The sequence below is a fragment of the Arthrobacter sp. AB6 genome (assembly GCF_031844545.1).
In the GTDB taxonomy this organism is placed as follows: domain Bacteria; phylum Actinomycetota; class Actinomycetes; order Actinomycetales; family Micrococcaceae; genus Arthrobacter.
In genome coordinates, this window is the sequence record NZ_JAUZVL010000009.1 from 40,256 (window position 1) to 63,977 (window position 23,722).

A 23,722-nucleotide genomic window follows, 5' to 3' on the forward strand; every position below is an offset into this window, starting at 1 on the left:
CGCCAAGCCTAGTGCTAGGCGCTGATGACATTGAAACCGAGCAGGAGGTACAGGGCCAGGCCCAGGAAGATCCGGTACCAGACGAACAGCCGGTAGCTGCGGGTGGAAACGAACTTCAGGAACCAGCCGATGATGATGTAGCCCACCACCAGGGCGATGACGGTGGCAAGCGCGGTTTCCGGCAGGCCGTAGGGGCCGGTGATGCCCTCCTTGGACACCGTCTTGTACAGCTGGAAGAGACCGCTGCCAAAAACCGCCGGAATGGCCAGCAGGAAGGAGTACCGCGCGGCCGCTTCCCGGGTGTACCCCATCAGGAGGCCCGCAGTGATGGTGCCGCCGGAACGGGACACGCCGGGGATTAGCGCCATGGCCTGGGCGAAGCCGTAGAGGATGCCGTGCTTGTACGTCAGGCGGCTCAGGTCGCGTTCCTGCCTGCCCACTGCGTCTGCGACCGCCAGGATCAAGCCGAAGACAATCAGCATGGTGGCGACGATCCACATGCTGCGGAGCACCGATTCGATCTGGTCCTGGAACAGCAGCCCCAGGATAACGATGGGGAGGCTACCCAGGATGACAAGCCAGCCCATCCGGGCATCGGGGTCCTGCCGCGAGACTTTTCCGGTGAGTGAACCGGCCCACGCCTTGACGATCCGGACGATGTCCCGCCAGAAATAGATGAGTACCGCCGTCTCGGTCCCCAGCTGGGTGATGGCGGTGAAAGCAGCGCCGGGATCCTCGGCATTGGGCAGGAACTGTCCCACAATCCGCAGATGCGCGCTCGATGAAATCGGAAGGAATTCGGTCAGTCCCTGCACAAGGCCCAGCAGGGCCGCCTCAAACCAGTTCACGCTAAGACCCTACGTCATGGGCAGCGCCGGTTCTGCCCGTAAGCTAGCTGCTATGCAGCAGCGTTACGTCGGCAACAGTGGATTGCGAGTTTCCGCCCTTTCCCTCGGCACCATGTCCTGGGCCGGCGAAACGGACGAACAGGACGCCTCGGAACTGCTGCGCACCTTCCTTAATGCCGGCGGCCGGCACGTCGATACTGCCGCCTCGTACGCGGACGGGCGGTCGGAGGCGATGATCGGCTCCATGCTGGGCGACGTCGTGGCCCGGACGGAGGTTTCCATCTCCACCAAAGCGGGAATGACGACGCCGGATGGCCGGCGCGGTGTGGACACGTCGCGTAATGCGATGCTCACCGGACTGGAAGCAAGCCTCGCCAGGCTGGGCACTGACTACGTGGACATCTGGTTCGCGCAGGCCTGGGACCGCAATGTGCCGCTGGACGAGACGCTGTCCGCTTTGGAATTTGCTGTCCGCACCGGCCGCGCGCGGTATGTGGGTGTGTCCAACTTCAACGGCTGGCAGGCGGCGAAGGCCGCGGCAATCGCCGGCTTCCCCCTCGTCGCCGCGCAGGCGGAGTATTCGTTCCTTCAGCGCAGGCCGGAAGCCGAACTGATCCCTGCCGTCGAGGACGCCGGCATGGGACTCATGGCCTGGGCGCCGCTTGGCCGCGGCGTGCTCACGGGCAAGTACCGCGGCAGCATCCCGTCCGGATCACGGGCTGCCTCCGCAACCGAAGCCGGGTACGTCGAGCCGTACCTGGAGGAGCAGCCGTCCCGGACCGTGGAAGCTGTCTGCATGGCCGCCAAAGGCCTTGGCCGGACACCGCAGGACGTTGCCCTCAGCTGGCTCCTGTCCCAGCACGGCGTAGCCACCGCAATTGTGGGCCCGCGGACGCCGGCCCAGCTGAAGGAGCTGGTGGATGCCCAGCTCTCGCCGCTGCCGCCGGAGATTGCCCGGGCCCTGGAGGACGTGTCAGCGCCGGAGTAGGTCCGCGGTCCTACTCCTGGACGATTTCCAGGTCTTCGTCGTCGTCCACGTCGCTTTCGTCGTCCTCTTCGTCCTCGTCATCAAAGACCTGGAGCGGCGTGACCTCGTTATAGGCCTCATAGAGTGCGTCTTCGTAAACTTCGAAGGCGTCTGCAACTGCAAAGAATGCCGCCTCCACGGAGGGGTCACCGTCTCCGCGGCGGTTGGATGCTGCTATAAGGTGTTCTTCCAAAGCGGTGGTCAAGGACTGAAGCGCGACACGCGGATCGATGCTCATGACTTCACGTTAGCCGGAAAAGGACGAAAATGGAGAGCAAATGAAGGAACAATTTCTCACCAGCTCGGTCCAGCGCCAACGGGACTATTTGAGGCAGTACGAGTACCTCGTACTGACGGTCAGCCCTGACGATTCCCTGCATGAGGCACGGCGCCGCCTGGTGGAACACTCCGAGTACGGCAAGTGGGAGCTGGAGCGCAGCAAGCTGTACGTGGGCGGAGGACGGCGCTTTTGGCTCCGCCGCCGGGTGCTGCAGGTCCAAAGGACCGTCTAGGTCAATCCTCCAGCGGACCCAGCCAGGCGTTGGCCACCGTGTTGTGGGCAGATTCGTCATCGGACGGATGGAACATGCCGGCCAGCACGTCCCGGTAGAGCCGCTCCAGTTCCGATCCCCGGAAATAGCTGGATCCCCCGCTGACGCGGATGGCCAGGTCCACTACGCGCCGCGCCGTTTCTGTAGCGTTGACTTTCAACCCCACCAGCTTGGGGAACCACTGCGGTCCATGGTCCACCAGGGAATCCACGTCGGCTGCGACGGCCCGCAGCTGCGGGTACAGGTTATCCATGGCCATTGCGGCCTCGGCAACCTTCCAGCGGATGTCCGGGTCCTGCGCGCAGCTGCGTCCGCCATTCTTGAACGAGGTGCGGCGCTGGACGTTCTCCACCCCCAGGGCAAGGGCCCGCTCCCCCAGTCCGGTGTAGACGGCGGCGAGCAGCGTCTCGAAGCATGCAAAGATCGCGAAAATCAGGGGGTCCCTGCTGGGACCGACGGGGATCCTGCGGAAGACGCGCTCCGGCGGAACGCTGGCGCCGTCCAGGACGGTGGTGCAGGACCGGCTGGCCCGCATCCCGAGCGTGTCCCAGTCGTCGAGGATGCGGTAGCCGGGCGTTTCACGCGTGATGAAGCCGTGGACCAGTTCCCCCTCGCCGTCCCGGCCGGAAGGGTCCTTCCCGAAGATTCCCAGCCTCGTCCACGCGGGTGAGAGGCTGGTGAAGATCTTGGCCCCCGTGAAGGAGTAGCCGCCGTCCGGCAGCGGCGCGGCCGTGGTCCGGGAGTCGAACAGGACGGAGTCGTTGCCGGCTTCCGAGTTGCCGAACGCGAAGACCTCGCCGTTGGCCGCTTCCTTGAGCACAAAGTCCAGGGATCCGTCGCCGCGGGCGCCTAGGACATTCGCGACGCCGGTCCACACCAGGTGCATGTTGACGGCCAGCGCGGTGGCCGGGGCGGCCGTTGCCAGCCTCCGCTGGCACTGCGCCGCCGCCTCAAGGCCAAGCCCCGCTCCGCCGTCGGACCCTGGAACGAACAGCTTCAGGTAACCGGCCGCCGCGAGGTCGCTGAGGTCCTCGTGAAAGAAGGCGTTGTCCCTGTCGTAGCCGGCGGCGCGGCCGCGGATCTGCTCCAGTAACCCGTCCGGCAGGATCTCTTCCGGCGTCATGGCGGTGTGGCTTAGTAGTTGGTGAGGAGGGTGTTGAGCACCCTGGCGCCGAATTTGAGTGAGTCTGCGGGTACGCGCTCGTCCACGCCGTGGAACATGCCGGTGAAGTCCAGGTCGTCCGGCAGCATCAAGGGTGCAAAGCCGTACCCTGTGATGCCGAGCCTGCTCAGCGACTTGTTGTCCGTGCCGCCCGAGAGGGTGTAGGGCAGGACCTTGGCACCCGGGTCTTCCGAGTGCAGGGCATCGATCATGGAGTCCACCAGGTTCCCGGCGAAGGGGACCTCAAGGGAAACGTCCTTGTGCACGTAACTGACGTCGACGCCGGCGCCCGCGAGGTCGCGAACGATCTCCAGGACGTGGTCCTGCTGGCCCGGAAGTGTCCGGCAGTCGATCAGGGCCTCGGCGGATTCGGGAATGACGTTGTGCTTGTAGCCGCCCTTGAGCAGGGTGGGGTTGGTGGTGTTCTGCAGGGTTGCTCCCACGAACCTGGCCACCGTCCCCAGCTGGCTCAGCAGGATGTCCGGGTTGTCGGCGTCGAACTCAACACCGGTGAGTTCGGTCACGCCGTCCAGGAACTGCCGGGTGGTGGGGGTGAGTTCGATGGGCCACTTGTACTCGCCGATGCGCGTCACGGCTGCCGCGAGCCGCGTTACGGCGTTGTCGGTGCTGATCTGGGAGCCGTGGCCCGCCCTGCCGTGGGCCACGAGGCGGAGCCAGGAGATGCCCTTCTCCGCTGTCTGCAGCAGGTACGTGCGCTGCCCGCCGATGGTGGCCGAGAAACCGCCCACCTCCGAAATGGCCTCCGTGGCGCCCTCGAACAGTTCCGGTCGCTTGTCCACGGCGTAGCGGGCTCCGTAGGCGCCGCCGGCTTCCTCATCCGCGAAGAAGGCGAAAATAATGTCGCGTTTCGGCTTCTTGCCGGACCTGGCGAAGCTGCGCAGGACGGAGAGGATCATGGCGTCCATGTCCTTCATGTCCACGGCGCCGCGGCCCCAGATCAGCCCGTCCTTCAGTTCGGCTCCGAACGGGTCCACGGACCACTGGTCCCGCAGCGCGGGCACGACGTCCAGATGGCCGTGCACCACCAGGGCACTGGCGGAGGGATCCTCACCTGCCATGCGCGTGACCACATTGGCGCGGCCCGGTGCGGACTCGAAGATTTCCGCCGCAAGGCCCACTTCCTCAATCAGCCCCGCGGCGTACTCAGCCGCAGCCCGCTCGCCCGGCCCCGAACCGTCACCGTAGTTTGACGTGTCTATCCGGATGAGCTCCTGGCAGATCCGGACAACTTCATCCTCGGGCAGGACGTCAGGCATGGAAAGCTCCTCACTTGGATTGGTGCGTTGGAACGGTGCTGAAATCGCTGCCCTCAGCCTACCCACTGGGGCCGATTCCATGTTTCCCGAAAGTTCGTGTTAGAGTTTTTCTCGCTGCTTCGGAGAAACGCGAAACGCTGAAAGGCGGAAACGTTCCCCGAATACCACCTGCGCGGGTGGCGGAATGGCAGACGCGCTAGCTTGAGGTGCTAGTCCTCGAAAGGGGGTGGGGGTTCAAGTCCCCCTCCGCGCACACAGGGAAAACCCCGGATTCCAGACCAGGAATCCGGGGTTTTTTGTGCCTCCCGCCATGCCTTCACGACGAACCGATTTCCGTCGTTCATGATTGGCGGCATGGGGAAGGGATCTTCCGGCCGGGCCACATTCTTAGGCGCGCTCATCGGAGTGGCGGGAGTCACTGGCGGGGTCTGGGTACTCTGGGCCAACTTCTGCCTGTGGACCTGCACCATCGCCCAGGGCACCGCCTTCGACTGGGGCCTTGCGCTGACGGGGCTCTCCTTTTTGCTGCTGGTGGCTTCCCAGGTTTTCGCCGTAGGAGCGATCCGCCGACGCGACGGGAAGCCCTGGGCGGTCGCGGCCAAGGAAGTAACTCTGGCGCCTCCCCGTCCCCTTCAACCCGCCCCGAGGCTCAGGTTTGGCTCAGTGCCGGCTCAATGCCGGCAGCCGGTCAGGATGCCGGCCAGGGCGTCCTGCTCGGCCTGGGTGACCCACAGCTGATACTTGGCCTTGACGGCGGTCTGGCGCACCACGTACTCGCAGCGGAAGGCCTTGTTTGGCGGCAGCCACGAGGCAGCATCCTTGTCTCCCTTTGCACCATTGGCGCCGCCATCCGACGCCATCAGGTTCAGGGGGTCGTTGGCGAACTGCTTCCGCTGTTCCGTGCCGAGCTGCTGGGCCCCCTTTTGCCAGGCGTCGCTCAGCGGAACGAGGTGGTCGATCTGGACGGCGGAGCTCGTCCCGTCGCCACGGACGAAGTTTATGGTGGTTCCGGTGTACTTATCGGCCAGAACGCCTGAGGTGACCACGCAGTCGTGCGTTCCGGGTTTGAACGTCTCAGCTTCAAGGTCGCGGGCGAGGATGTCGTTCCGGGTGTCGCAGCCGTTTCGGTCGACGTCGGCCCACGCCGGACCGAACTCTTCCCGGGTGTATCCCGTCCTCGGTGCGCGGCCCTTGACCGGAATCTTTTCCAGCTGCGAGAGGGCAGCTGCGGCTGCATCCCCCTCGTAAGCCGGCCCGGCCTGAGGGCCCGGTTCAACAGCGCCCCCCGGACCTCCTGCCAGGACTTCGGCAATGTCGCTTCCTGCCCGTGCTGCCGTCTCACAGCCGGCGAGCGCGCCTGCCAGCAAGAGGCCGGTGAGGACGGCAAATGTGGTGGTGGTCCTGTTGATCGTTGTCGTCCTTCAAGTAGGCGGGGTCCCCTCCACGCTACCCGGGCCGGTATCCGGCCAACGGCAGGCGTGGGCATTGTGCCGGTCACACCGCCTTGCCCGTGGCAGGCCCGGCGGTAACGGTGCAGTATGAGCGTATGGAGGAACGTCCGACGTCGGCCGCCGGCCATGGCCACATCGTCCTGCTGGGTGATTCCATCTTTGACAACGGCGCCTATGTCGGGGGCGGGCCTGCTGTCATCGCGCAGCTGAGGCAGGAACTCCCGGGATGGCAGTGCACGTTGCTGGCGGTCGACGGCGACGTGGTCCCCGGCGTCTCCCGGCAACTCGCTTCGCTGCCGTCCGACGCAACCCATCTGGTGGTAAGTGCGGGCGGCAACGACGCCTTGGGCTATGCGCCATTGCTGCAGGAGCGTGCCCCCTCCGTCGGTGATGCGCTCGCGTTGCTTGGTAAAGCCCGGGAAAGATTTGCAGCGGACTATGAGGAAATGGTGGACAGGGTCGAAGCGGCAGGCCTGCCGTATGCGGTATGTACTGTCTATGACACTCCCCCGTCAGCGCCCGGAAGGAATGTCATCGAGGCAGCACTGTGCCTCTTCAACGATGCCATCGCCAGGGCTGCCTTCTCCCGCGGTGCTGCCCTCATCGACCTTCGGCTTATTTGCAGCGAAGACGCGGACTACGCAAATGCGATCGAGCCGTCAGCACAAGGCGGACGGAAGATCGCCCGGGCCATCGCATCCTTCACGGCGGCAGCGAATCGGGAGGCAGGCTCAATCGTGATTGTGCGCTGAGAGCGGCAGCCGCCCTGCCCTGCGCCTGGATGTCGGCCGTCAGTGCACGCGTAGCCTGCGGGGCCTGTGGCGCCTGGCCTGTTCCTCCGGCCGGGAATCGTGCGCCGCCGGGCGGTACCTGACCCGTCGTTTCCCTGGCCGGCTGGCTCTGCGCTCCTGACGCCGGGCTTTCCGTTCAGGGCGGTCTATTCTGGACAGGATCGCGAACGTTCCCGCCATCCAGAGGAACGCCACTGCAAATACCAACGCAATCCCAATGTCAGCGCCCATAACCCATCTTAGGCCCTGCCACCCGGCGGAGGAGCCCCCAGGACGGACGGTTCACCTGCCCGGCAGCGCTACAGCACACCCAGCTCGCGGATGGCGGCCAGGACGTCCGGCGCAGTGACTGCCAGAAGCGCAGGGTCGGGCTGGTCAGCGAAGGTGTCTCCCCGCCGCAGTTCGGCCCGGGTCAGGACAACGTGTGGTCCTGGCGGGGGTCCCCAGATCTCGGGTGGGGCTGGTCCAAAAAGCACCACCGACGGCGTGCCATATGCCGATGCGAGATGTGCAGCCCCGGTGTCAGCTGAGATCACCAGGCGTGCGGCAGCGATGGTTGCAGCGAACTCCCCCAGTCCAAGCCGCCCGGCAAGCACCGCTCCATCCGGGAGGCCCGCACGTCGACAGACATCAACCGCCCTGTCCCGTTCACCGCTTCCCCCCGTGAAGACAACGTTGTGTCCTGCCTTATCCAGGGCTGCGGCCACGGCAGCGAACCGATCAGCCGGCCAGAGCCGGCTGCCATAGGCGGCGCCGACATGAAGGACCGTCGCATCGGGAACCGGGCTGGGTACATGCGGTGTGTTCAAGCCCACGTCCAAGGGGTCGGCGTCGATCCCGTGCCATTCCAGGAGCCGTACCCACCGTTCCCGCTCATGCAGTTCTTCACGCCACGGCGGCCCGTCACCGTGTCCGCTGCGGTGGCCGATGGTCTGCCGCGCCTTCAGGGCTTCGATGCGCCCTTGGCTTTCCGGGCCGCAGCCGTGCAGGTTCACTGCCACGTCAACGACGCCCGCTTCCAGCGCCAGCGGCTCGTCCAGGCCGTGGGTGGGCAGCAGCTCATAGCCGCCCACCAGCCCCAGGGCCTCCGAGAGCCACCCTTGGGCCGCGTACCGCAGCCGGTGTTCAGGGAAGGTGCGGCGAAGGCCCTTCAGGGCAGGCACCGCAACCAGCATGTCCCCGAGCTTCAAGGCACGCAGGACAAGAAGCTCCGGCTTCCCGTCCGGGCGGTTGCCCGGACCCGTTTCCGTGGAAATGTACGTGCCGCTCATGCGTCCACTTTCAACTCGGTAGCTGCCAGGCTGCGTACGTCCTCGTGCACATCCCGCACGGCAACGCCGGCCACCGCCGAGTCATCGTGCGGGCACCGCGGCGCCGTCCAGCCAACCTGGGTGATGTCTATCCCGCAAGTGGGGCAAGCGGTCAGCCAGGAGGCGTGGATGCGGTGGAGGCTCCTGCCCAGCGCTCCGGCATTTATGACATTGCCCGCCCAGAAGATACCCACCGTCGGAACTCCAAGCGCCTGGGCGAGGTGCCGCGGGCCGCTGTCATTCCCCACCATTACCGCTGCGCGGACCAGGAGCGCCACAAGCCTGCCCATGTCCAGGTCACCGGCGAAGGAATGGATACGGGCGGAGGCTGCCTGCTCCACTACCTGTTCGGCAAGGGCGCGTTCGCCCTCATCTCCGATGACCGCAACACGGAAGCCATCCGCGGCGCACGCTGCCGCAAGTTCAGCGAACCGGCTGACGGGCCAGCGGCGGCGGGGATCAGTGGCGCCGGGATGCAGCACCACCCATGGGCCGGCGCCGTCGTCGGGCATTACGACGGCGGAGGATGCGCCGCTGAACGCCGGCGCAAGGCGGGCCTCCAGGTCAACAGGGAAAGCGCCGGCCAAGCCAGCCACCTCCAGCGCCCGCAGGGGCTCATGCTGGTAATAGATATATGGGACCGTCCGCTCAAGGCTGGCAGCATCCGACGTCCGGGTGCCTACCGTGTGCCGGGCCCCCAGCCGGAGCAGGAACGGATTTGAGTACCGGCCGCCGCCATGGAGCTGGACGGCCAGGTCGAACCGGCGTCGGCGCATGTCATTAAAGAACGCGTCCATCTCCGCCGGGTCCTCCTCTCCCGGGCGGACGCCTTCAGCGTATGGCAGCACGCACACCTCATCCACCGGGCTCTTGGTTGCGGCAAGCAGCGTTTGGTGCACGGGAGTGCCCAGCAGGGTAAGGGTTGCGGCAGGGTAGGCTGCCTTGAGCGCGGTCATGGCAGGGATGGCGAAGATCAGGTCGCCAAGGCCTCCGCCGCGCAACACGGCGATCCTGGATACGGACTCGAATTTCTCCAGGACGGGACCAACTCCGGTACCAACCCGCGCTGAACCACCAAACTCCGCAGTGAGCTGCTCCACACGCACCCCTTACCAGTAGTGCGGACCGCGCATTTGCCGCGCCGTCCGCTGCCCACGCAGCCCCATTGCGGCGGTAAACCGCATGCTGCCTCCTGTGAACCATTACCCAGGGGACGGTCAATATACTCCGGCTATTGGGGAATAGCCGCATGATGCTGTACGTTTCATACGCGACAGGCGAACCAAAGAAAAGAGAAGCACCTAAAGTGGCAACCGATTACGATGAACTGCGCTCCGACGTCAAGGAGTCGCAGGACAACTCACTCGAGCAGCTCCAGTCAGCAAATGCTCCAGACGCACGCAGCGTTGTGCTGGAGCTGGATGAGGCTGACGGGCTCGACGGCGCCGGCGTGCCCGGAGGCGAGTTCGTGGCCGAAGAGCTCGTGGTACAGGTCATCCCGCAGGCTGAAGACGAATTCACCTGCTACTCCTGCTTCCTGGTCCGTCACCGGTCCCAGATTGCGCGCCAGAAGGATGGCCACAGCTACTGCACTGAGTGTGAAGGCTAGTTAAGACAGCCAACGTGGGGCTGCGGGAGCGTCCGCAGTCCCACCGATCCTGAGGCACGCCCGGCAGCTGGCGTGCCTTTCGGCTTTAAGCCTGCACCCAGCCAACGCGGGTACCGTAGCGGCTATGGCTCACCATGATCCCGCCGGCGAGAGGCCCTGATGACGACGCCCGGAGCACCCTGGGATAGATTGCTGGCAGCATTCAGCCGTGCTGACCCTCCCAGCGTGACACTGGCCGAACTGGCACTGGCGGTGCTGATAGCTGCCGCCTTGTCGGTGCCCCGCCGCTCCTGGCGATACTTCGGCCTGCTGGCCACGGCCACGCACGAGATGGGGCACGCTGTTGCTGCGGTGCTGAGCGGCCAGCGGCTGGCCGGGATCCGGCTCCTCCTTGACCATTCCGGCACCACCACCACGTACAGCCGCAGCAGGCTTGCCACCGCATGGTCCTGCTTTTGGGGGTATCCCGTACCGGCAATGGTGGGCGCGGCGTTTGTCTGGTGCGGCTTCAGCGGGTGGGGACCGGCCGCCGTCGCAGGCGGCGCCGTGGCCCTGGCTGCCTCGCTGGTGTTCCTCAGGAACCTCGCCGGCGTCCTTATCACTTCCGCCGCTATTGCCATCACCCTGCTTCTGCTCCTCTTTGTGCCGGCTGCCTTCGTTGGCCATGTGTCTGTCATCCTCGGCCTGGCACTGCTGGTGGCCGCCGTGCGTGACCTCGTCAAGCTCACCGATGTGCACCTGCGCCGCCGGGACCGGCTGGCCAGTTCCGACGCTTACCTCCTCTGGCGAGCCACGTCCGTACCCTCCGGCGTCTGGATCCTTCTGTTCGCGGCCCTGGTGGCAGGTTCGTGGCTATGGGCCTGGCAGCCGATCTCCACTGTCCTGCCCGCGGGAGCATAGGGTGGTCCCATGAGCCAGGAAACCGACACCACCCATCAGGCGGCAAAGGCACAGGCCCCGGGAAAAACTGCAGAACACAGCACCCGCGGCGCCTACGTCACCGGTGGAGCGGAGTTCAACCGCGACACCAACTACATTGAGGACCGGATCACGAGGGACGCAACCCCGGGTCCGAACGGCGAACCAGGCTGGCCGGTGGAAGCTGGACGCTACCGGCTGATCGCGGCACGTGCCTGCCCCTGGGCCAACAGGACCGTCATCGTCAGGCGCCTGCTTGGCCTCGAAGACGCCATTTCACTGGGACAGCCGGGGCCCACCCATGATGCCCGGTCGTGGACGTTTGACCTCGATCCGGGCGGGCTGGACCCCGTCCTCGGTATCGAGCGGATCCAGGACGCCTACTTCAAGAGGTTCCCGGACTATCCCCGCGGCATCACGGTCCCCGCGATAGTGGACGTTGCCAGCGGCGCCGTGGTGACCAACAACTTTCCGCAGATCACCCTGGACTTTTCCACCGAGTGGACCGCGTTCCACCGTGCAGGGGCGCCGGACCTGTACCCGGAGCATCTGCGCGAAGAAATCGACCGGGTCAATAAGCGCGTCTTCACCGAGGTCAACAACGGTGTTTACCGCTGCGGTTTCGCCGGATCCCAGGAAGCGTACGACGCCGCCTACGCCCGGCTGTGGACAGCCCTGGACTGGCTCGAGGACCGGCTCTCGCGGCAGCGCTACCTGGTGGGTGACACCATCACTGAGGCCGACGTGAGGCTGTTCACCACGCTCGCCCGGTTCGATCCTGTCTACCACGGCCATTTCAAGTGCAACCGGCAAAAGCTCAGCGAGATGCCCGCCCTGTGGGGCTACGCACGTGACCTGTTCCAGACTCCCGGTTTCGGCGACACCATCGATTTCGTCCAGATCAAGCAGCACTATTACATCGTCCATGAGGACATTAACCCCACGGGCATAGTCCCCGCAGGACCGGATCTAACGGGCTGGCTGGAACCCCATGGCCGGGAATCGCTGGGAGGCCGCCCCTTCGGGGACGGGACACCGCCCGGGCCCGTCAGGGAAGGGGAAGAAGTCATGCCCGGGCACGGGGCTCAAACCGACTGGCAGTAAGCGCTTTCTGGATAGGCTGGTTGCCATGCAGACACCTCACGGCTTCGTAGCGCCCGGTTTCAACAACGTCCTGGACCTGTTCGATTCTCTACTGCGCGAGGATCCGCAGTACAGTGCACAGCTGGCCGCTTACAAGGACGGGGTCCCGGTCGTGGACCTGACGGGCGGGCCGGACATGGCGCCCGGCACCTTGACGGGGGCGTACTCCTGTTCGAAGGGAGTGGCTGCCATGGTCATTGCGCTACTGGTCCAGGACGGTCTGCTCGACCTCGACCAGACCGTAGCGCATTACTGGCCGGAATTCGGCGCGCATGGCAAAGACTGCCTCCTGGTGCGGGAGGCCTTGTCGCACCAGGCCGGGCTCATGGGCATCGAAGGCGGCTTCGGACTGGACGAGTTCACCACCCCTGGAGCCGCGGCCCGGCTCGCGGGGGCTGCTCCAACCTGGCAGCCTGGCCGGCAGTTCGGTTACCACGCACTCACCATCGGGATCATCATGGAAGAGCTGTGCCGGCGTACAGCAGGGGAAACCCTGCAAGAGCTCTATGAAGGTCGGATCAGGAGCCCGTACGGTATCGACTTTTTCCTTGGACTCCCTGTGGAACAGGAGTCCCGTTATCGCGACGTCCTCTATGAGCCCGGGCCGACGGAGCCCTGGCTCGATCCGCTCAGCCTCGAGGGCCTGAACAGCAACGCCCCGGTCAGCACCATCATGGAGCTCCCCAACATCCGCATCGTCCGGGCGGCGGGGATGTCCGCGGCCGGCGGCGTGGGAGCAGCCGCGGGCCTGGCGCGCCTCTACGCGGCAGCCACCACCGGAATCCAGGACGGCGACCCGTTCCTGGAAGCCGCCACCATTGAGCAGATGTCGCAGGAACAGGTGTGGGGCCTTGACCGCTCCTCCGGCCTGGACAACGCGTTCGCCATCGTGTTCATGAAGCCGCACCCGACGCGAAACTTCGGCAGCCATCGCGCGTTCGGGCATGAGGGCGCCAACGCGGCGCTGGGTTTTGCGGATCCGGCCTACGGCTTGGGCTTCGGCTACATTCCGCGGCGACGGGAGGATGGAAGAACGCCGGGCCGTGCCCACCGGCTGGCGGCAGAGGTGCGCCGTTCAGCGGCAGAACTGTCCTGAACCCACACCCGGGAACACTGTGCCTCACTGACCAGCACCTTTGTAGGCAGCCGCACGGGCGCCGTAGGGTGGTACGAATGCGCCAGTCTCAAGCACGCCCGGACACCAGGTGGGCCAAGGGGACCCTTTTCCTCAAACACGCGGCGCCCGGCCTGTCGTCGGCCTTTGCCGCGCAGCGGCTGCAACTGGCGGCCAAGGCGGCTTTTGCGGCCGGCCTGGCTTTTGCCATCGCCCCGCATCTGCCCGGAGCTGCTGCGAACTATCCCTACTACGCCCCCCTAGGTGCGCTGGTGGCGATGTACCACAATGTTGCCGGCTCAGTACGGCAGGGCCTCGAGGCCCTTGCCGGACTCGCAGTGGGCATCGGCCTGGCGTACGTGTTGGTTACCGTCACGGATCCGTCGCCGCTCGCCGTCGCGCTCATTATGGGAATCGGCGTGCTGCTTGGCGGCCTGCCGGGGATCGGCTCTGGCAGTGACTGGATTCCGACGGCGGCGCTGCTGGTTCTGCTCGTGGGCGGCAGTAATCCGGACGACTTTTCGTTCGGTTACCTCCTGCAGATGGGTTTTGGAGTTGCCGTTGGGATCGGCGTCAACTTCCTGATATTCCCACCCCTGCACTTGAATGCCGCCGCGGCCAGCCTGGACGAGCTCCGCCTTGCCCTCGGCCGCCAACTCACCGACATGGGGTCGGCCCTAAAGGAAGAGTGGCCGCCCAAACACGAGGACTGGTCAAGCCGTTCAGACGAACTGGCCGCTGCGGCCCGCTCGGTCCGGCACCTGGTCAAGGAGGCTGACGCAAGCCGGCGGGCCAATCCCAGGCGGAAACTGCACCCCCGCGACGTCGATCTTGATTACCGTAACCTGCGCGAACTGGAGAGGGTGACCTTCCACATCCAGGACATCACTGATGTGCTTTCGGACGTGATTTGGGAGAGCAAGGCACCGTACAGCGTTCCCCTGCAGGACACCGGTCCGCTGGCTGAGGCGTTGTCAGCAACCGGCAACCTTCTCCGCTCGTTCAGCGAGGACGACACGTCGGCCCAGGACGGGCATTTCGAAGCGGCAAGGGAGGCGGTGGAAACCTGTATGGCTGCCACCGCCGGAAGGCAGGCGGAGCAGGGAATGGTCCCCGCGTCCGAATCGGTCCTGCTGAGCCTCCACCGCATCCTGCGGTCTGTCCGGACATCCGGCTAGAGGGCGCTGACCGAGCCGCTGAAGTGGCGGCGGCCCGACCTGGGATTCCATGCCACGAAGTCGGAGCGCGTCCGCGCGCCGGCACCACCTTCTTCGGTATTGATCTCCAAGGCAACCAGGCCGGGAAGGAACACCGGGGAGTCGAAATCCACATCCCAGGTGAAGGAATCACCACGGGACGGGCCGACGTCGGCGAGCGCCCTGGCCGCCAGGTACATGCCGTGGGCAATGGACCGCCGCATCCCCAAAGCCTTGGCGGAAAGCACGCTCAGGTGAATGGGATTGAAGTCACCCGATACCGCCGCGTAAGCACGGCCGGTGTCAACACCAAGCTGCCAAAGTGCCGTTGGGTTGGGCGCCTTGAATTCCGCCCGGGCGGAGGCCGGCGACGGTTTGTCGATTCCGGGGAGGAAGACCCCCTTGGCCAGGTACGTGGATACCCCCAGCCAGGAGGCCTCACGGGCCCCTGCCAACCGCACGTCCGCCACGACGTCCACCTGCGTCCCTGTACGGTGCCCGCGAAGGTTTTCAACCCTCGCGGAGACGTCCAGGCTGTCGGAGAAAAGTATCGGGGAGCGCTGCTGCACGCTGTTGCGAAGGTGGATCATGCCGAGCAGGGGCAACGGGAAGTCATCCCTGTTCAGCACGCTCATGGCCAGCGGAAAGGCGAGTGCGTGGATGAACCCGGCAGGCAGCACGTCGCTGGCCGTCTCACCGATCAGGTGCTGGTACGCGGTCAGCGTGGCAACGTCCACGCTGACCCCCCGTACTTCATGGCTTTCGGCCGGCAGGACGGATCCATCCTGGCTGCCCAGCAGCCTGCGGCGCGCGGCCTGGGCGGCGGCGTTGACGTAGAGCTTGGACAGCGAGGGCATCTCCCCCAGGATGACCGGCTGGGCGGGCATCATGCCCCCACCATGTTCTGTCCGCAGACCCGCAGCACCTCGCCGTTGATGCCGGCCGCTGCGTCACTGGCAAGGAAGGACACGGCTTCGGCAACGTCCGATGGCAGGCCGCCCTGCTGCAGAGAGTTCAGCCGCCGGCCGATCTCGCGGAGGGCGAACGGGATTCGGGCGGTCATCTCGGTTTCTATGAACCCCGGGGCCACAGCGTTGATGCTGCCGCCGAGCGCGGCCAAGTGCGGAGCGGTGGCCCTGACCATTCCCATGACACCGGCCTTGGATGCCGCATAGTTGGTTTGCCCCCGGTTGCCGGCGATGCCGCTGGTTGAGGCAACCGACACGATGCGCGGGGATTCCCGGAAGTGACCTGAGGAGAAAAGCGCCTCGTTGATCCGGAGCTGCGCGGCAATGTTGATGCTGATGACCGAGTGCCAGCGGGGCTGGTCCATGTTGGCCAGCAGTTTGTCCCGGGTGATGCCGGCGTTGTGGACCATGATGTCCAGGCGTCCGTGACGCTGCGCGGCGTGCTCAACAATCCTTTGTCCGGCATTCTCCCTGCTGATGTCCAGCTGGAGCGCCGTCCCCCTGACCTCGTTCGCAACTGCCGCCAGCTGGTCGCCGGCCGCGGGGACATCCACGAGGACGAGCGTTGCGCCGTCGCGGTGCAGGGTGCGGGCGATGGCAGCCCCGATGCCGCGTGCCGCTCCGGTCACCACCGCGACCTTGCCGGCTAGCGGTTTTTCCGGGTCCCCGGCGAGCTTTCCCGACGTGCTGGACACCGTCACGAACTGCCCGTCCACGAATGCCGAACGTCCGGAGAGGAAGAACTGGAGGGCTGCCAGGGCGCTGGGGCTGGTTGCCTGGACCCCGTCGCGCAGGATGATGCCGTTGCCCGTGGCACCGGCCCGAAGTTCCTTGGCCAGCGACCGGAGGAACCCGTCAACCCCCTGCCTGGCAGCGGCAGCTGCAGGCGAACCGGCCTCCGACGCCGGCCGGGAGACGGTGACAACGCGTCCCCCGGGGGCAAGGTCCCGCAGCGAAGCCGCTGCCGGGAGAATCGGCTTTTCGAGGTCGTCGGGGTGTGCCACTTCATCCAACACCAGGATGATGGCACCCAGTTTTTCGCGCGGTACGGCGTGCCGCCTGACATCAAGGTCCCAGGAAAGCAGTTCCGCGGAGAGGGCATCTGCACCCTCCGTGCTTCCCTGGACCAGGATGGGGCCGCTGATCAAGGGCTGCCCGGGCTCGTAGCGGCGAAGGACAGCGGGCTGGGGCAGGCCCAGCTTCCTGGCCACATTCCTGCCCAGGCCCTGGTTTACCAGTTGTGCGTATTTGTCGGTCACCTGATCCCCCTACAGTGATTCGAGGACAGCGACGACGCCCATGCCGCCGGCCGCGCAGACAGAGACCAGTCCGCGCGCGGGCCTGCCGGCGGTGCTGCCCGTGGCGTGCAGCTGCTTCGCCAATGAAGCCACAATCCGGCCGCCGGTGGCGGCGAAGGGATGGCCGGCGGCCAGCGACGACCCGTTCACGTTCAGGCGCGACCGGTCAATGCTGCCGAAGGCGCCCTGCAAGCCAAGGCGTGTGCGGCCGAAGTCTTCGTCCTCCCAGGCGGCCAGGGTGCTGAGGACCGTGGCTGCGAACGCCTCATGGATCTCGAAGTAGTCAATGTCTTCCAGCGTGAGGCCCTGGCGGGCCAGCAGCCGGGGCACGGCGAACACGGGGGCCATCAGCAGGCCGTCCTTGCCATGGACAAAGTCCACGGCCGCGGCTTCCGCATCCACCACAGCCGCGAGCTTGGGCAGGTCGCGGGCGTCTGCCCAGGTCTCGGAAGCCAGCAGGACCGTGGAGGCCCCGTCGGTGAGGGGGGTGGAGTTGCCGGCAGTCATGGTGGCGGCAGCACCGAGGTTCCTGCCGAAGACCGGCTTCAGGGTAGAGAGCTTTTCGAGCGAGGTATCTGCGCGCAGGTTGCCGTCCCGCACCAGGCCACGGTAGGGGGTGACAAGGTCATCGAAGAACCCGGATTCATAGGCGGCGGCGAGGTTCCTGTGACTGTTGTAGGCCAGTTCATCCTGGGACTCGCGGGCGATCTTCCACTGCGCCGTGGTCAGGGCCTGGTGCTCGCCCATCGAAAGTCCGGTCCGGGGCTCGGCAGTGCCGGGGGCCAGCGGGGCGAGATCCTTCGGCCGCAGCCGCCCGAGTACCTGCAGGCGCTGCGTAAGGGTCTTGGCCCGGTTCAGGTCCAGGATCACCTCGCGGAGGCCCTCGCTCACCACGATCGGAGCATCGGACGCCGAATCCACCCCGCCGGCGATGGCGGAATCGATCTGGCCCAGCTTGATCTTGTTGGCCAGGCCCACCACCGCCTCCAAGCCGGTGGCGCACGCCTGCTGCAGGTCATAGGCAGGGGTCTCGGCGGAGAGAGCGGAACCCAGGACGGCTTCGCGGGTGAGGTTGAAGTCCCGGGAGTGCTTGAGGACGGCGCCCGCGGCCACTTCGCCGATGCGCTCGTCCTGCAGGCCGAAGCGGGCGATGAGGCCGTCCAAGGCTGCGGTCAGCATGTCCAGGTTGGAGGATTTTGCGTAGGATCCGCCCGCGCGGGCAAACGGGATCCGGTTCCCGCCGACGATCACGGCCCGGCGCGTGGCAGGGGTGCCTGCGTTGCGGTTGCCTGGTTCTTCGAGTCCGGTGCTGGACTGTCCGTCAATGGACATGGGTGTCTCCTCGGGTCACGTTCGGTTACCGATACCCAGCGTACCTGATACGCTGGGTATCGTGAACATCACCCAAGCGGACTCCCAGGGGGCCCCTGTGCCAGGCAGCCCCGACGGGCGCTCCTCGCGCTGGCAGAGCCACCGGGAGGAGCGCCGGAGGGAGCTGATCAAATCGGCACGGCGGGCGGTGCACCTGCTGGGAAGTGACGCCTCCATGGAGGAGATTGCCGCTGCTGCAGGAACCTCAAAGTCCGTGTTCTACCGCTACTTTGGCGATAAGGCCGGGCTTCAGCAGGCGGTGGGTGAAGTGGTCTTGAGCCAGATGCAGCGCAGGATCAAGGAAGCCGCGCAGAGCGCCCATACTCCCCGCGAAGGGCTCCTGGCCATGGTCTCGGCCTATCTGCAAATGGCGGAGACCAGCCCCAACGTCTATACGTTTGTCACCCGGCATGGCAGCGGCGACCCGGAGGGTTCATCGGGAGCTGTCTCCGGGGCGCTGGGGCACTTCTTCGATGCCATCGCGGAGATGATCGCCACGCCCATGAGGTCCCACCTGGGGGACGGCAAGCACGCCGTGATCGGCTACTGGCCGAAGGCCGCGATTGGACTGGTACGGAATGCCGGCGAGCAATGGCTCAGCACGCCGGACTCCCCCGCCAAACCTGACCAGGAAGCAATGGCACGCCAGATCACGGCCTGGCTCTGCGTCGGCATAGCTCCCGAGCTCACCCCGGCCGCCCGGGAATGACCAAACTCCAATGCAAACCACCAAACACTGTCAGCACCAACGAAGGACATTGACATGACTGAAGTAGTGGACCGTCCCGCCGGCAAAGGGAAGCGCCCGGAAGCACCGCAAAAACCGGTCCCGGGCACCGCCACCCGGCCCCAGCCCGCCGTCGACGTCGAAACGCTGGGCAGGCAGCTGCTCGGCAAGTGGGCGGCCGTCCGGCTCCAGGCCCGGGACCTTGCCGCACGCCCCGAGCTTCACAAGATTGAAGGCCTGACCCACACCGAGCACCGGACCAGGGTGTTCGGCCAGCTGAGGTACCTTGTGGACAATGGGGCGGTGCACCGCGCCTTCCCGGCAGCCTTGGGCGGCGCCGACGACCACGGCGGAAACATCGCCGGCTTCGAGGAACTTGTGGTGGCCGATCCCTCGCTGCAGATCAAGGCCGGCGTGCAGTGGGGCCTGTTCGGCTCCGCCGTCATGCACCTGGGCACCGCCGAACACCATGCGAAATGGCTTCCCGGCATCATGAACCTGGATATCCCGGGCTGCTTCGCCATGACCGAGACGGGACACGGCTCCGACGTGGCCAGCATCGCGACCACGGCCACGTACGATCCGCCCACTGAAGAATTCGTGGTGCACACGCCGTTCCGCGCCGCCTGGAAGGACTACATCGGGAACGCGGCCAACGACGGACTGGGCGCCGTGGTGTTCGCCCAGCTTGTCACCCGCGGAGTCAACCACGGCGTCCACGCCTTCTACGTGGACCTGCGGGACCCGGAAACCAAGGAGTTCCTGCCGGGCATCGGCGGCGAGGATGACGGCATCAAGGGCGGACTCAACGGCATCGACAACGGGCGGCTGCACTTCAGCAACGTCCGGATCCCCCGGATGAACCTCCTGAACCGCTACGGCGACGTAGCCCCGGACGGCACATACACCTCCCCCATCGCCAGCCCGGGCCGGCGGTTCTTCACCATGCTGGGAACCCTTGTCCAGGGCCGGGTGTCGCTGGACGGCGCCGCCGTGGCTGCGTCCAGGGTGGCCCTGACGGCGGCCATCCGGTACGCAACCGAGCGCCGCCAGTTCAACGCCTCCTCCCATACGGACGAGGAAGTCCTGCTTGACTACCAGCGCCACCAGCGCCGGCTGTTCACCCGGCTCGCCACTACCTACGCAGCGGGGTTCGCCCATGAGCAGCTCCTGGCGAAGTTCGACGACGTCTTTTCCGGCGCCCACGACACCGACGCGGACCGCCAGGACCTGGAAACGCTCGCCGCCGCGCTAAAGGCCCTAAGCACGTGGCATGCCCTGGACACGCTGCAGGAGTGCCGCGAAGCGTGCGGCGGTGCCGGTTTCCTGATCGAGAACCGCTTTGCGTCGCTGCGGGCCGACCTGGACGTGTACGCCACGTTCGAGGGCGACAACACCGTGCTGCTGCAGTTGGTGGCCAAGCGCCTCCTGGCTGACTACGCCAAGGAGTTCCGGAACGTGGACTTTGGAGTGCTGGCCCGCTACGTGGTGGGCCAGGCAACCGGTGCTGCCATCCACCGGACGGGGCTGCGGCAGGTTGCCCAGTTCATGGCGGACACCGGCTCGGTGCAGAAAGCCGCCATCGCACTCCGGGACGAGGAGGGCCAGCGTGCCCTCCTCACGGACAGGGTGCAGACCATGGTTGCGGAAGCGGCAGCAGCCCTTAAAGGGAGCAACCGGCTCTCCCAGGAAAAGGGCGCGGCACTGTTCAACCGCCACCAGAACGAACTCATCGATGCCGCCCAGGCGCACGCCGAACTGCTGCAATGGGAGGCCTTCACTGACGCGCTTCGGGAAGTGGAGGACCCGGGCACCAGGACAGTGCTGACGTGGCTGCGTGACCTCTTCGGCCTGTCGCTGATCGAAAAGAACCTGTCCTGGTACCTCATGAACGGCCGCCTTTCCATGCAGCGGGCCAGGACTGTGGGTGAATACATCAACAGGCTGCTGGTGAAGATCCGCCCGCACGCGCTGGACCTCGTGGACGCCTTTGGCTACAGCGGCGACCATGTGCGCGCCGCGATCGCCACCGGCGCCGAAAAGGAGCGGCAGGACGGGGCACGGGCCTACTTCCGCAGCCAGCGGGCCAGCGGCCGGTCCCCGGTTGACGAGAAAGTGCTGCTGGCCAGGACCGCCGCGGCGAAACGGAACTGACGGCTGGCGGCATAAAGAGCGACGGCGCCGCTCCCCTGTGAGGGGAGCGGCGCCGTCGTTCTTTATAGCGAGGAATCGTTAGCCGTGGGACGGCAGCACCGAGCGGTACACCTCAAGGGTGGTCTCGGTGATGGACTCCCAGGAGAAGTGCTTCTCGGCGCGCACCCGCCCGGCCTGGCCCATGGCGCGTGCCCGCTCCGGATCGGAGACAACCTCGGTGAGGGCTGCCGCGAACTCGGTGACGAACTTTTCCGGATCGAGGGGCGTCCCGGTGCCGTCGGTGACCTGCTCAAGGTCCACGAGGAGGCCCGTCCGTCCGTGCTCCACCACCTCCGGGATGCCGCCGGTGGCGCTGGCCACCACTGCCGCGCCGCACGCCATTGCTTCCAGGTTCACGATGCCGAGGGGCTCATAGATAGAGGGGCAGGCAAAGGCGGTGGCGTGGCTGAGGACCTGGATAAGTTCGTGCCGGGGCAGCATGCGCTCGATGAGCACCACGCCGGTTCGCTGGCTCTGCAGGTCCTCGATCAGGCGGGCCGTCTCGGCGGCGAGTTCCGGGGTGTCCGCCGCCCCCAGGCACAGGACCAGCTGGACGTCGGCAGGCAGCTTCGCCGCGGCCCGCAGCAGGTACGGAACGCCTTTCTGGCGGGTGTTCCTGCCCACAAAAACCACGCTGGGCTTGGCCGGATCAATGCCCAGGGCGCGGACGGCGTCGTCATTCTCGTCGCGTTGCCACAGCTCGACGTCGATGCCGTTGTGGACCACCTTGACCTTCGCGGGATCCACGTCCGGGTAGCTGCGCAGGATGTCCTGGCGCATGCCCTCGGAAACAGCGATGATGGCTGCCGCAGCCTCATAAGCCGTCTTTTCCACCCAGGAAGAGAGCGCGTACCCGCCGCCGAGCTGCTCCGCCTTCCAGGGGCGCAGCGGCTCCAGGCTGTGGGCGCTAAGGACGTGCGGGATGCCGTGCAGCAGGGATGCGAGGTGTCCTGCCATGTTGGCGTACCAGGTGTGCGAATGGACCAGGTCCGCGCCTTCCACGTCCGGGACGATCCGGAGGTCCACGCCAAGGGTCTGCACTGCGGCGTTGGCCCCGGCAAGGTCCTCAGGCACCTGGTAGGACGTCACGGTGGAGCCACGGTAGTCGGTATCGCGGGGAGCGCCAAAAGCACGAACCTGCAGGTCAACATGCTTACTAAGCACCCTGCTCAATTCGGCTACGTGGACTCCGGCGCCACCGTAGATCTCCGGCGGGAACTCTTTAGTCACAATGTCTATTCGCACAAGACCCAAGGTAGTCCTTCAGGCCTTAACTGTTCTAGTGTGAAGGAGTCCGGGCATGCCGGACTGTCTTGGGGAGTTACGAAGGCGTACAGGAGCGACCATTATGCCGTTGAACAAAAGAGTCCTGGCCATTGTCCTAGCAGGCGGCGAGGGAAACAGACTGATGCCGCTGACGGCGGACCGGGCGAAACCCGCGGTCCCCTTTGCCGGGAGTTACCGCCTGATCGACTTCGCGCTGTCCAACCTGGTGAATTCCCGCTACCTGCAGATCGTTGTGCTCACCCAGTACAAGTCGCACAGCCTGGACCGCCACATCTCCGAGACTTGGCGCATGTCCACCCAGTTGGGTAACTACGTAGCCTCGGTTCCGGCCCAGCAGCGCGTGGGAAAGAGCTGGTTCCTGGGCAGCGCCAACGCCATCTATCAGTCCCTGAACCTCATCCACGACGCCAACCCGGACATTGTTGTGGTGGTCGGCGCCGACCACGTTTACCGCATGGACTTCGCCCAGATGGTGGCGCAGCACGTCCACAGCGGGGCCAAGGCAACAGTGGCCGCTGTCCGGCAGCCACTGCATATGGCCAACCAGTTCGGCGTGATCGAAGTGGACCGGAATGATCCCCAAAAAATTGCCGCCTTCGTGGAAAAGCCTGCCACCACCCCTGGATTGGCCGCGGACCCGTCGCAGTTCCTGGCCTCCATGGGCAACTACGTCTTCGACGCCGACGCCCTGGTTGCAGCGCTGCACGTGGACGCCGAGCGGCTGGACACCAAGCACGACATGGGCGGGGACATCATCCCCTACTTCGTGAACCAGGGCGAGGCCGGCGTGTACGACTTCACCCTCAACGACATCCCGGGCTCCACCGAACGTGACCGGACATACTGGCGCGACGTCGGCACTATCGACTCCTTCTACGACGCCCACATGGACCTGATCTCCCCGCTCCCGGTCTTCAACCTCTACAACTCGGAATGGCCCATCTACACGCGGCAGAGCATCTCGCCGCCGGCCAAGTTCGTCCGCGGCCAGAACAATACGGTGGGCACGGCCCTGGACTCGATCGTCTCCAGCGGCGTTGTGATCTCCGGCGGCATCGTGGAGGGCTCTGTCCTGTCCAACGACGTCTACGTGGCCACCGGCAGCAGGGTCATCGACTCAGTCCTGATGGACAAGGTGCAGGTGGGCGAGGGTGCAGTGATCAACCGGGCCATCATCGACAAGAACGTCAAGGTTCCGGCAGGTGCGGCAATTGGCCTGGACGCGGACCTGGACCGAGCCCGCGGCTTCAAGGTCACCGACTCGGGCATTACGGTGCTCGCCAAGGGACAGGACGTTCCCGAGCCCGGCGAGGAGGAACGGAAGCTCGCTGCCAGGAACCTCCCGCTCGTCCCGAACGCAGTGAAGGCAGCTGCAGACCTCCACCCCGAAGTGCGGGAGTCCGTGGACAGGGTTGCCCAAACCCACGCAGCTGCTGCTGCCGACGCTGTGCAGGGGGCGCGGATTTCCTGACGTCGTTCAA

Annotated in this window: 22 protein-coding genes and 1 tRNA gene; 12 read left to right on the forward strand and 11 right to left on the reverse strand. The window is 65.9% G+C overall.

Features of this window, described 5'->3' with window-relative positions; all coding sequences use genetic code 11:
* Nucleotides 1-14: 14 nt before the first annotated feature.
* On the reverse strand, nt 15-848 hold the full coding sequence (locus Q9R30_RS09445; RefSeq protein ID WP_104997962.1) for an undecaprenyl-diphosphate phosphatase: 834 nt from the start codon (nt 846-848) through the stop codon (nt 15-17).
* A gap of 52 nt (nt 849-900) precedes the next feature.
* Here Q9R30_RS09445 and Q9R30_RS09450 point away from each other — a divergent pair, with 52 nt between their 5' ends.
* Nucleotides 901-1,836: an aldo/keto reductase gene (locus tag Q9R30_RS09450; protein ID WP_104997961.1), complete on the forward strand. Its 936-nt coding sequence runs from the start codon at nt 901-903 to the stop codon at nt 1,834-1,836.
* Between the two features lie 10 nt (nt 1,837-1,846).
* Here the strand turns inward: Q9R30_RS09450 and Q9R30_RS09455 are convergent, their stop codons facing one another.
* Entirely contained in the window at nt 1,847-2,113 is a 267-nt protein-coding gene (locus tag Q9R30_RS09455) for a hypothetical protein (protein WP_104997960.1), read from the reverse strand.
* Nucleotides 2,114-2,153: 40 nt separating this feature from the next.
* Here Q9R30_RS09455 and Q9R30_RS09460 point away from each other — a divergent pair, with 40 nt between their 5' ends.
* Nucleotides 2,154-2,387, forward strand: a complete 234-nt coding sequence (locus Q9R30_RS09460) for a DUF5703 family protein (protein WP_104997959.1) — start codon at nt 2,154-2,156, stop codon at nt 2,385-2,387.
* Nucleotide 2,388: 1 nt separating this feature from the next.
* Here the strand turns inward: Q9R30_RS09460 and Q9R30_RS09465 are convergent, their stop codons facing one another.
* Nucleotides 2,389-3,549, reverse strand: a complete 1,161-nt coding sequence (locus tag Q9R30_RS09465; protein WP_311217425.1) for an acyl-CoA dehydrogenase family protein — start codon at nt 3,547-3,549, stop codon at nt 2,389-2,391.
* An 11-nt stretch (nt 3,550-3,560) separates the two neighbouring features.
* Complete coding sequence (locus Q9R30_RS09470; RefSeq protein WP_104997957.1) at nt 3,561-4,865, reverse strand: M20/M25/M40 family metallo-hydrolase; 1,305 nt, start codon at nt 4,863-4,865, stop codon at nt 3,561-3,563.
* 170 nt (nt 4,866-5,035) lie between these two features.
* On the opposite strand from Q9R30_RS09470, the gene Q9R30_RS09475 reads away from it, so the two are divergent.
* Nucleotides 5,036-5,118 (forward strand) — tRNA-Leu (locus Q9R30_RS09475).
* A 418-nt stretch (nt 5,119-5,536) separates the two neighbouring features.
* On the opposite strand, the gene Q9R30_RS09480 is transcribed toward Q9R30_RS09475, so the two are convergent.
* On the reverse strand, nt 5,537-6,232 hold the full coding sequence (locus tag Q9R30_RS09480) for an HNH endonuclease family protein (protein ID WP_311217426.1): 696 nt from the start codon (nt 6,230-6,232) through the stop codon (nt 5,537-5,539).
* Between the two features lie 179 nt (nt 6,233-6,411).
* Here Q9R30_RS09480 and Q9R30_RS09485 point away from each other — a divergent pair, with 179 nt between their 5' ends.
* Nucleotides 6,412-7,068, forward strand: coding sequence for a GDSL-type esterase/lipase family protein (locus tag Q9R30_RS09485; RefSeq protein WP_311217427.1), 657 nt, complete (start codon nt 6,412-6,414; stop codon nt 7,066-7,068).
* Nucleotides 7,069-7,406: 338 nt separating this feature from the next.
* Here Q9R30_RS09485 and Q9R30_RS09490 read toward each other — a convergent pair whose 3' ends face one another.
* A complete protein-coding gene (locus Q9R30_RS09490; RefSeq protein WP_311217428.1) occupies nt 7,407-8,378 on the reverse strand; it encodes a glycosyltransferase family 9 protein in 972 nt (323 codons plus the stop codon).
* Nucleotides 8,375-9,517: a glycosyltransferase family 9 protein gene (locus Q9R30_RS09495; RefSeq protein ID WP_311217429.1), complete on the reverse strand. Its 1,143-nt coding sequence runs from the start codon at nt 9,515-9,517 to the stop codon at nt 8,375-8,377. Before Q9R30_RS09495 ends, Q9R30_RS09490 begins: the two co-directional genes overlap by 4 nt.
* A 206-nt stretch (nt 9,518-9,723) precedes the next feature.
* Here Q9R30_RS09495 and Q9R30_RS09500 point away from each other — a divergent pair, with 206 nt between their 5' ends.
* The 5 genes from Q9R30_RS09500 to Q9R30_RS09520 all read left to right on the forward strand — a co-directional run bounded on the left by Q9R30_RS09500 (nt 9,724) and on the right by Q9R30_RS09520 (nt 14,379).
* Entirely contained in the window at nt 9,724-10,026 is a 303-nt protein-coding gene (locus Q9R30_RS09500) for a DUF4193 domain-containing protein (protein WP_066275770.1), read from the forward strand.
* 159 nt (nt 10,027-10,185) lie between these two features.
* Entirely contained in the window at nt 10,186-10,926 is a 741-nt protein-coding gene (locus Q9R30_RS09505) for a M50 family metallopeptidase (protein WP_311217430.1), read from the forward strand.
* Nucleotides 10,927-10,935: 9 nt separating this feature from the next.
* A complete protein-coding gene (locus tag Q9R30_RS09510; protein WP_311217431.1) occupies nt 10,936-12,048 on the forward strand; it encodes a glutathione S-transferase family protein in 1,113 nt (370 codons plus the stop codon).
* Nucleotides 12,049-12,073: 25 nt separating this feature from the next.
* Nucleotides 12,074-13,183 (forward strand): serine hydrolase domain-containing protein, encoded by a 1,110-nt coding sequence (locus Q9R30_RS09515; protein WP_311217432.1) that lies wholly within the window; start codon nt 12,074-12,076, stop codon nt 13,181-13,183.
* 77 nt (nt 13,184-13,260) lie between these two features.
* Nucleotides 13,261-14,379, forward strand: coding sequence for an FUSC family protein (locus Q9R30_RS09520; protein WP_311217433.1), 1,119 nt, complete (start codon nt 13,261-13,263; stop codon nt 14,377-14,379).
* On the opposite strand, the gene Q9R30_RS09525 is transcribed toward Q9R30_RS09520, so the two are convergent.
* The 3 genes from Q9R30_RS09525 to Q9R30_RS09535 are packed head-to-tail and all read right to left on the reverse strand — an operon-like array spanning nt 14,376 to nt 17,995.
* Nucleotides 14,376-15,287, reverse strand: a complete 912-nt coding sequence (locus tag Q9R30_RS09525; protein ID WP_311217434.1) for a MaoC/PaaZ C-terminal domain-containing protein — start codon at nt 15,285-15,287, stop codon at nt 14,376-14,378. The two genes, Q9R30_RS09520 and Q9R30_RS09525, sit on opposite strands and share 4 nt — an antisense overlap.
* Nucleotides 15,284-16,624, reverse strand: coding sequence for a 3-oxoacyl-ACP reductase (locus Q9R30_RS09530; protein WP_311217435.1), 1,341 nt, complete (start codon nt 16,622-16,624; stop codon nt 15,284-15,286). The genes Q9R30_RS09525 and Q9R30_RS09530 overlap by 4 nt, the downstream gene beginning before the upstream one ends.
* A gap of 9 nt (nt 16,625-16,633) precedes the next feature.
* On the reverse strand, nt 16,634-17,995 hold the full coding sequence (locus tag Q9R30_RS09535; RefSeq protein ID WP_311217436.1) for an acetyl-CoA C-acetyltransferase: 1,362 nt from the start codon (nt 17,993-17,995) through the stop codon (nt 16,634-16,636).
* 61 nt (nt 17,996-18,056) lie between these two features.
* Between Q9R30_RS09535 and Q9R30_RS09540 the strand changes: the two genes are divergently transcribed.
* Nucleotides 18,057-18,743, forward strand: a complete 687-nt coding sequence (locus tag Q9R30_RS09540; RefSeq protein WP_396136714.1) for a TetR/AcrR family transcriptional regulator — start codon at nt 18,057-18,059, stop codon at nt 18,741-18,743.
* Nucleotides 18,744-18,797: 54 nt separating this feature from the next.
* The gene (locus Q9R30_RS09545; protein WP_311217437.1) at nt 18,798-20,915 is read left to right on the forward strand and encodes an acyl-CoA dehydrogenase; all 2,118 of its coding nucleotides are present in this window, start codon (nt 18,798-18,800) and stop codon (nt 20,913-20,915) included.
* Between the two features lie 78 nt (nt 20,916-20,993).
* On the opposite strand, the gene glgA is transcribed toward Q9R30_RS09545, so the two are convergent.
* The gene (glgA, locus tag Q9R30_RS09550; protein ID WP_311217438.1) at nt 20,994-22,199 is read right to left on the reverse strand and encodes a glycogen synthase; all 1,206 of its coding nucleotides are present in this window, start codon (nt 22,197-22,199) and stop codon (nt 20,994-20,996) included.
* A 103-nt stretch (nt 22,200-22,302) separates the two neighbouring features.
* On the opposite strand from glgA, the gene glgC reads away from it, so the two are divergent.
* Nucleotides 22,303-23,712, forward strand: a complete 1,410-nt coding sequence (glgC, locus tag Q9R30_RS09555) for a glucose-1-phosphate adenylyltransferase (protein WP_104997946.1) — start codon at nt 22,303-22,305, stop codon at nt 23,710-23,712.
* Nucleotides 23,713-23,722: the final 10 nt, after the last annotated feature.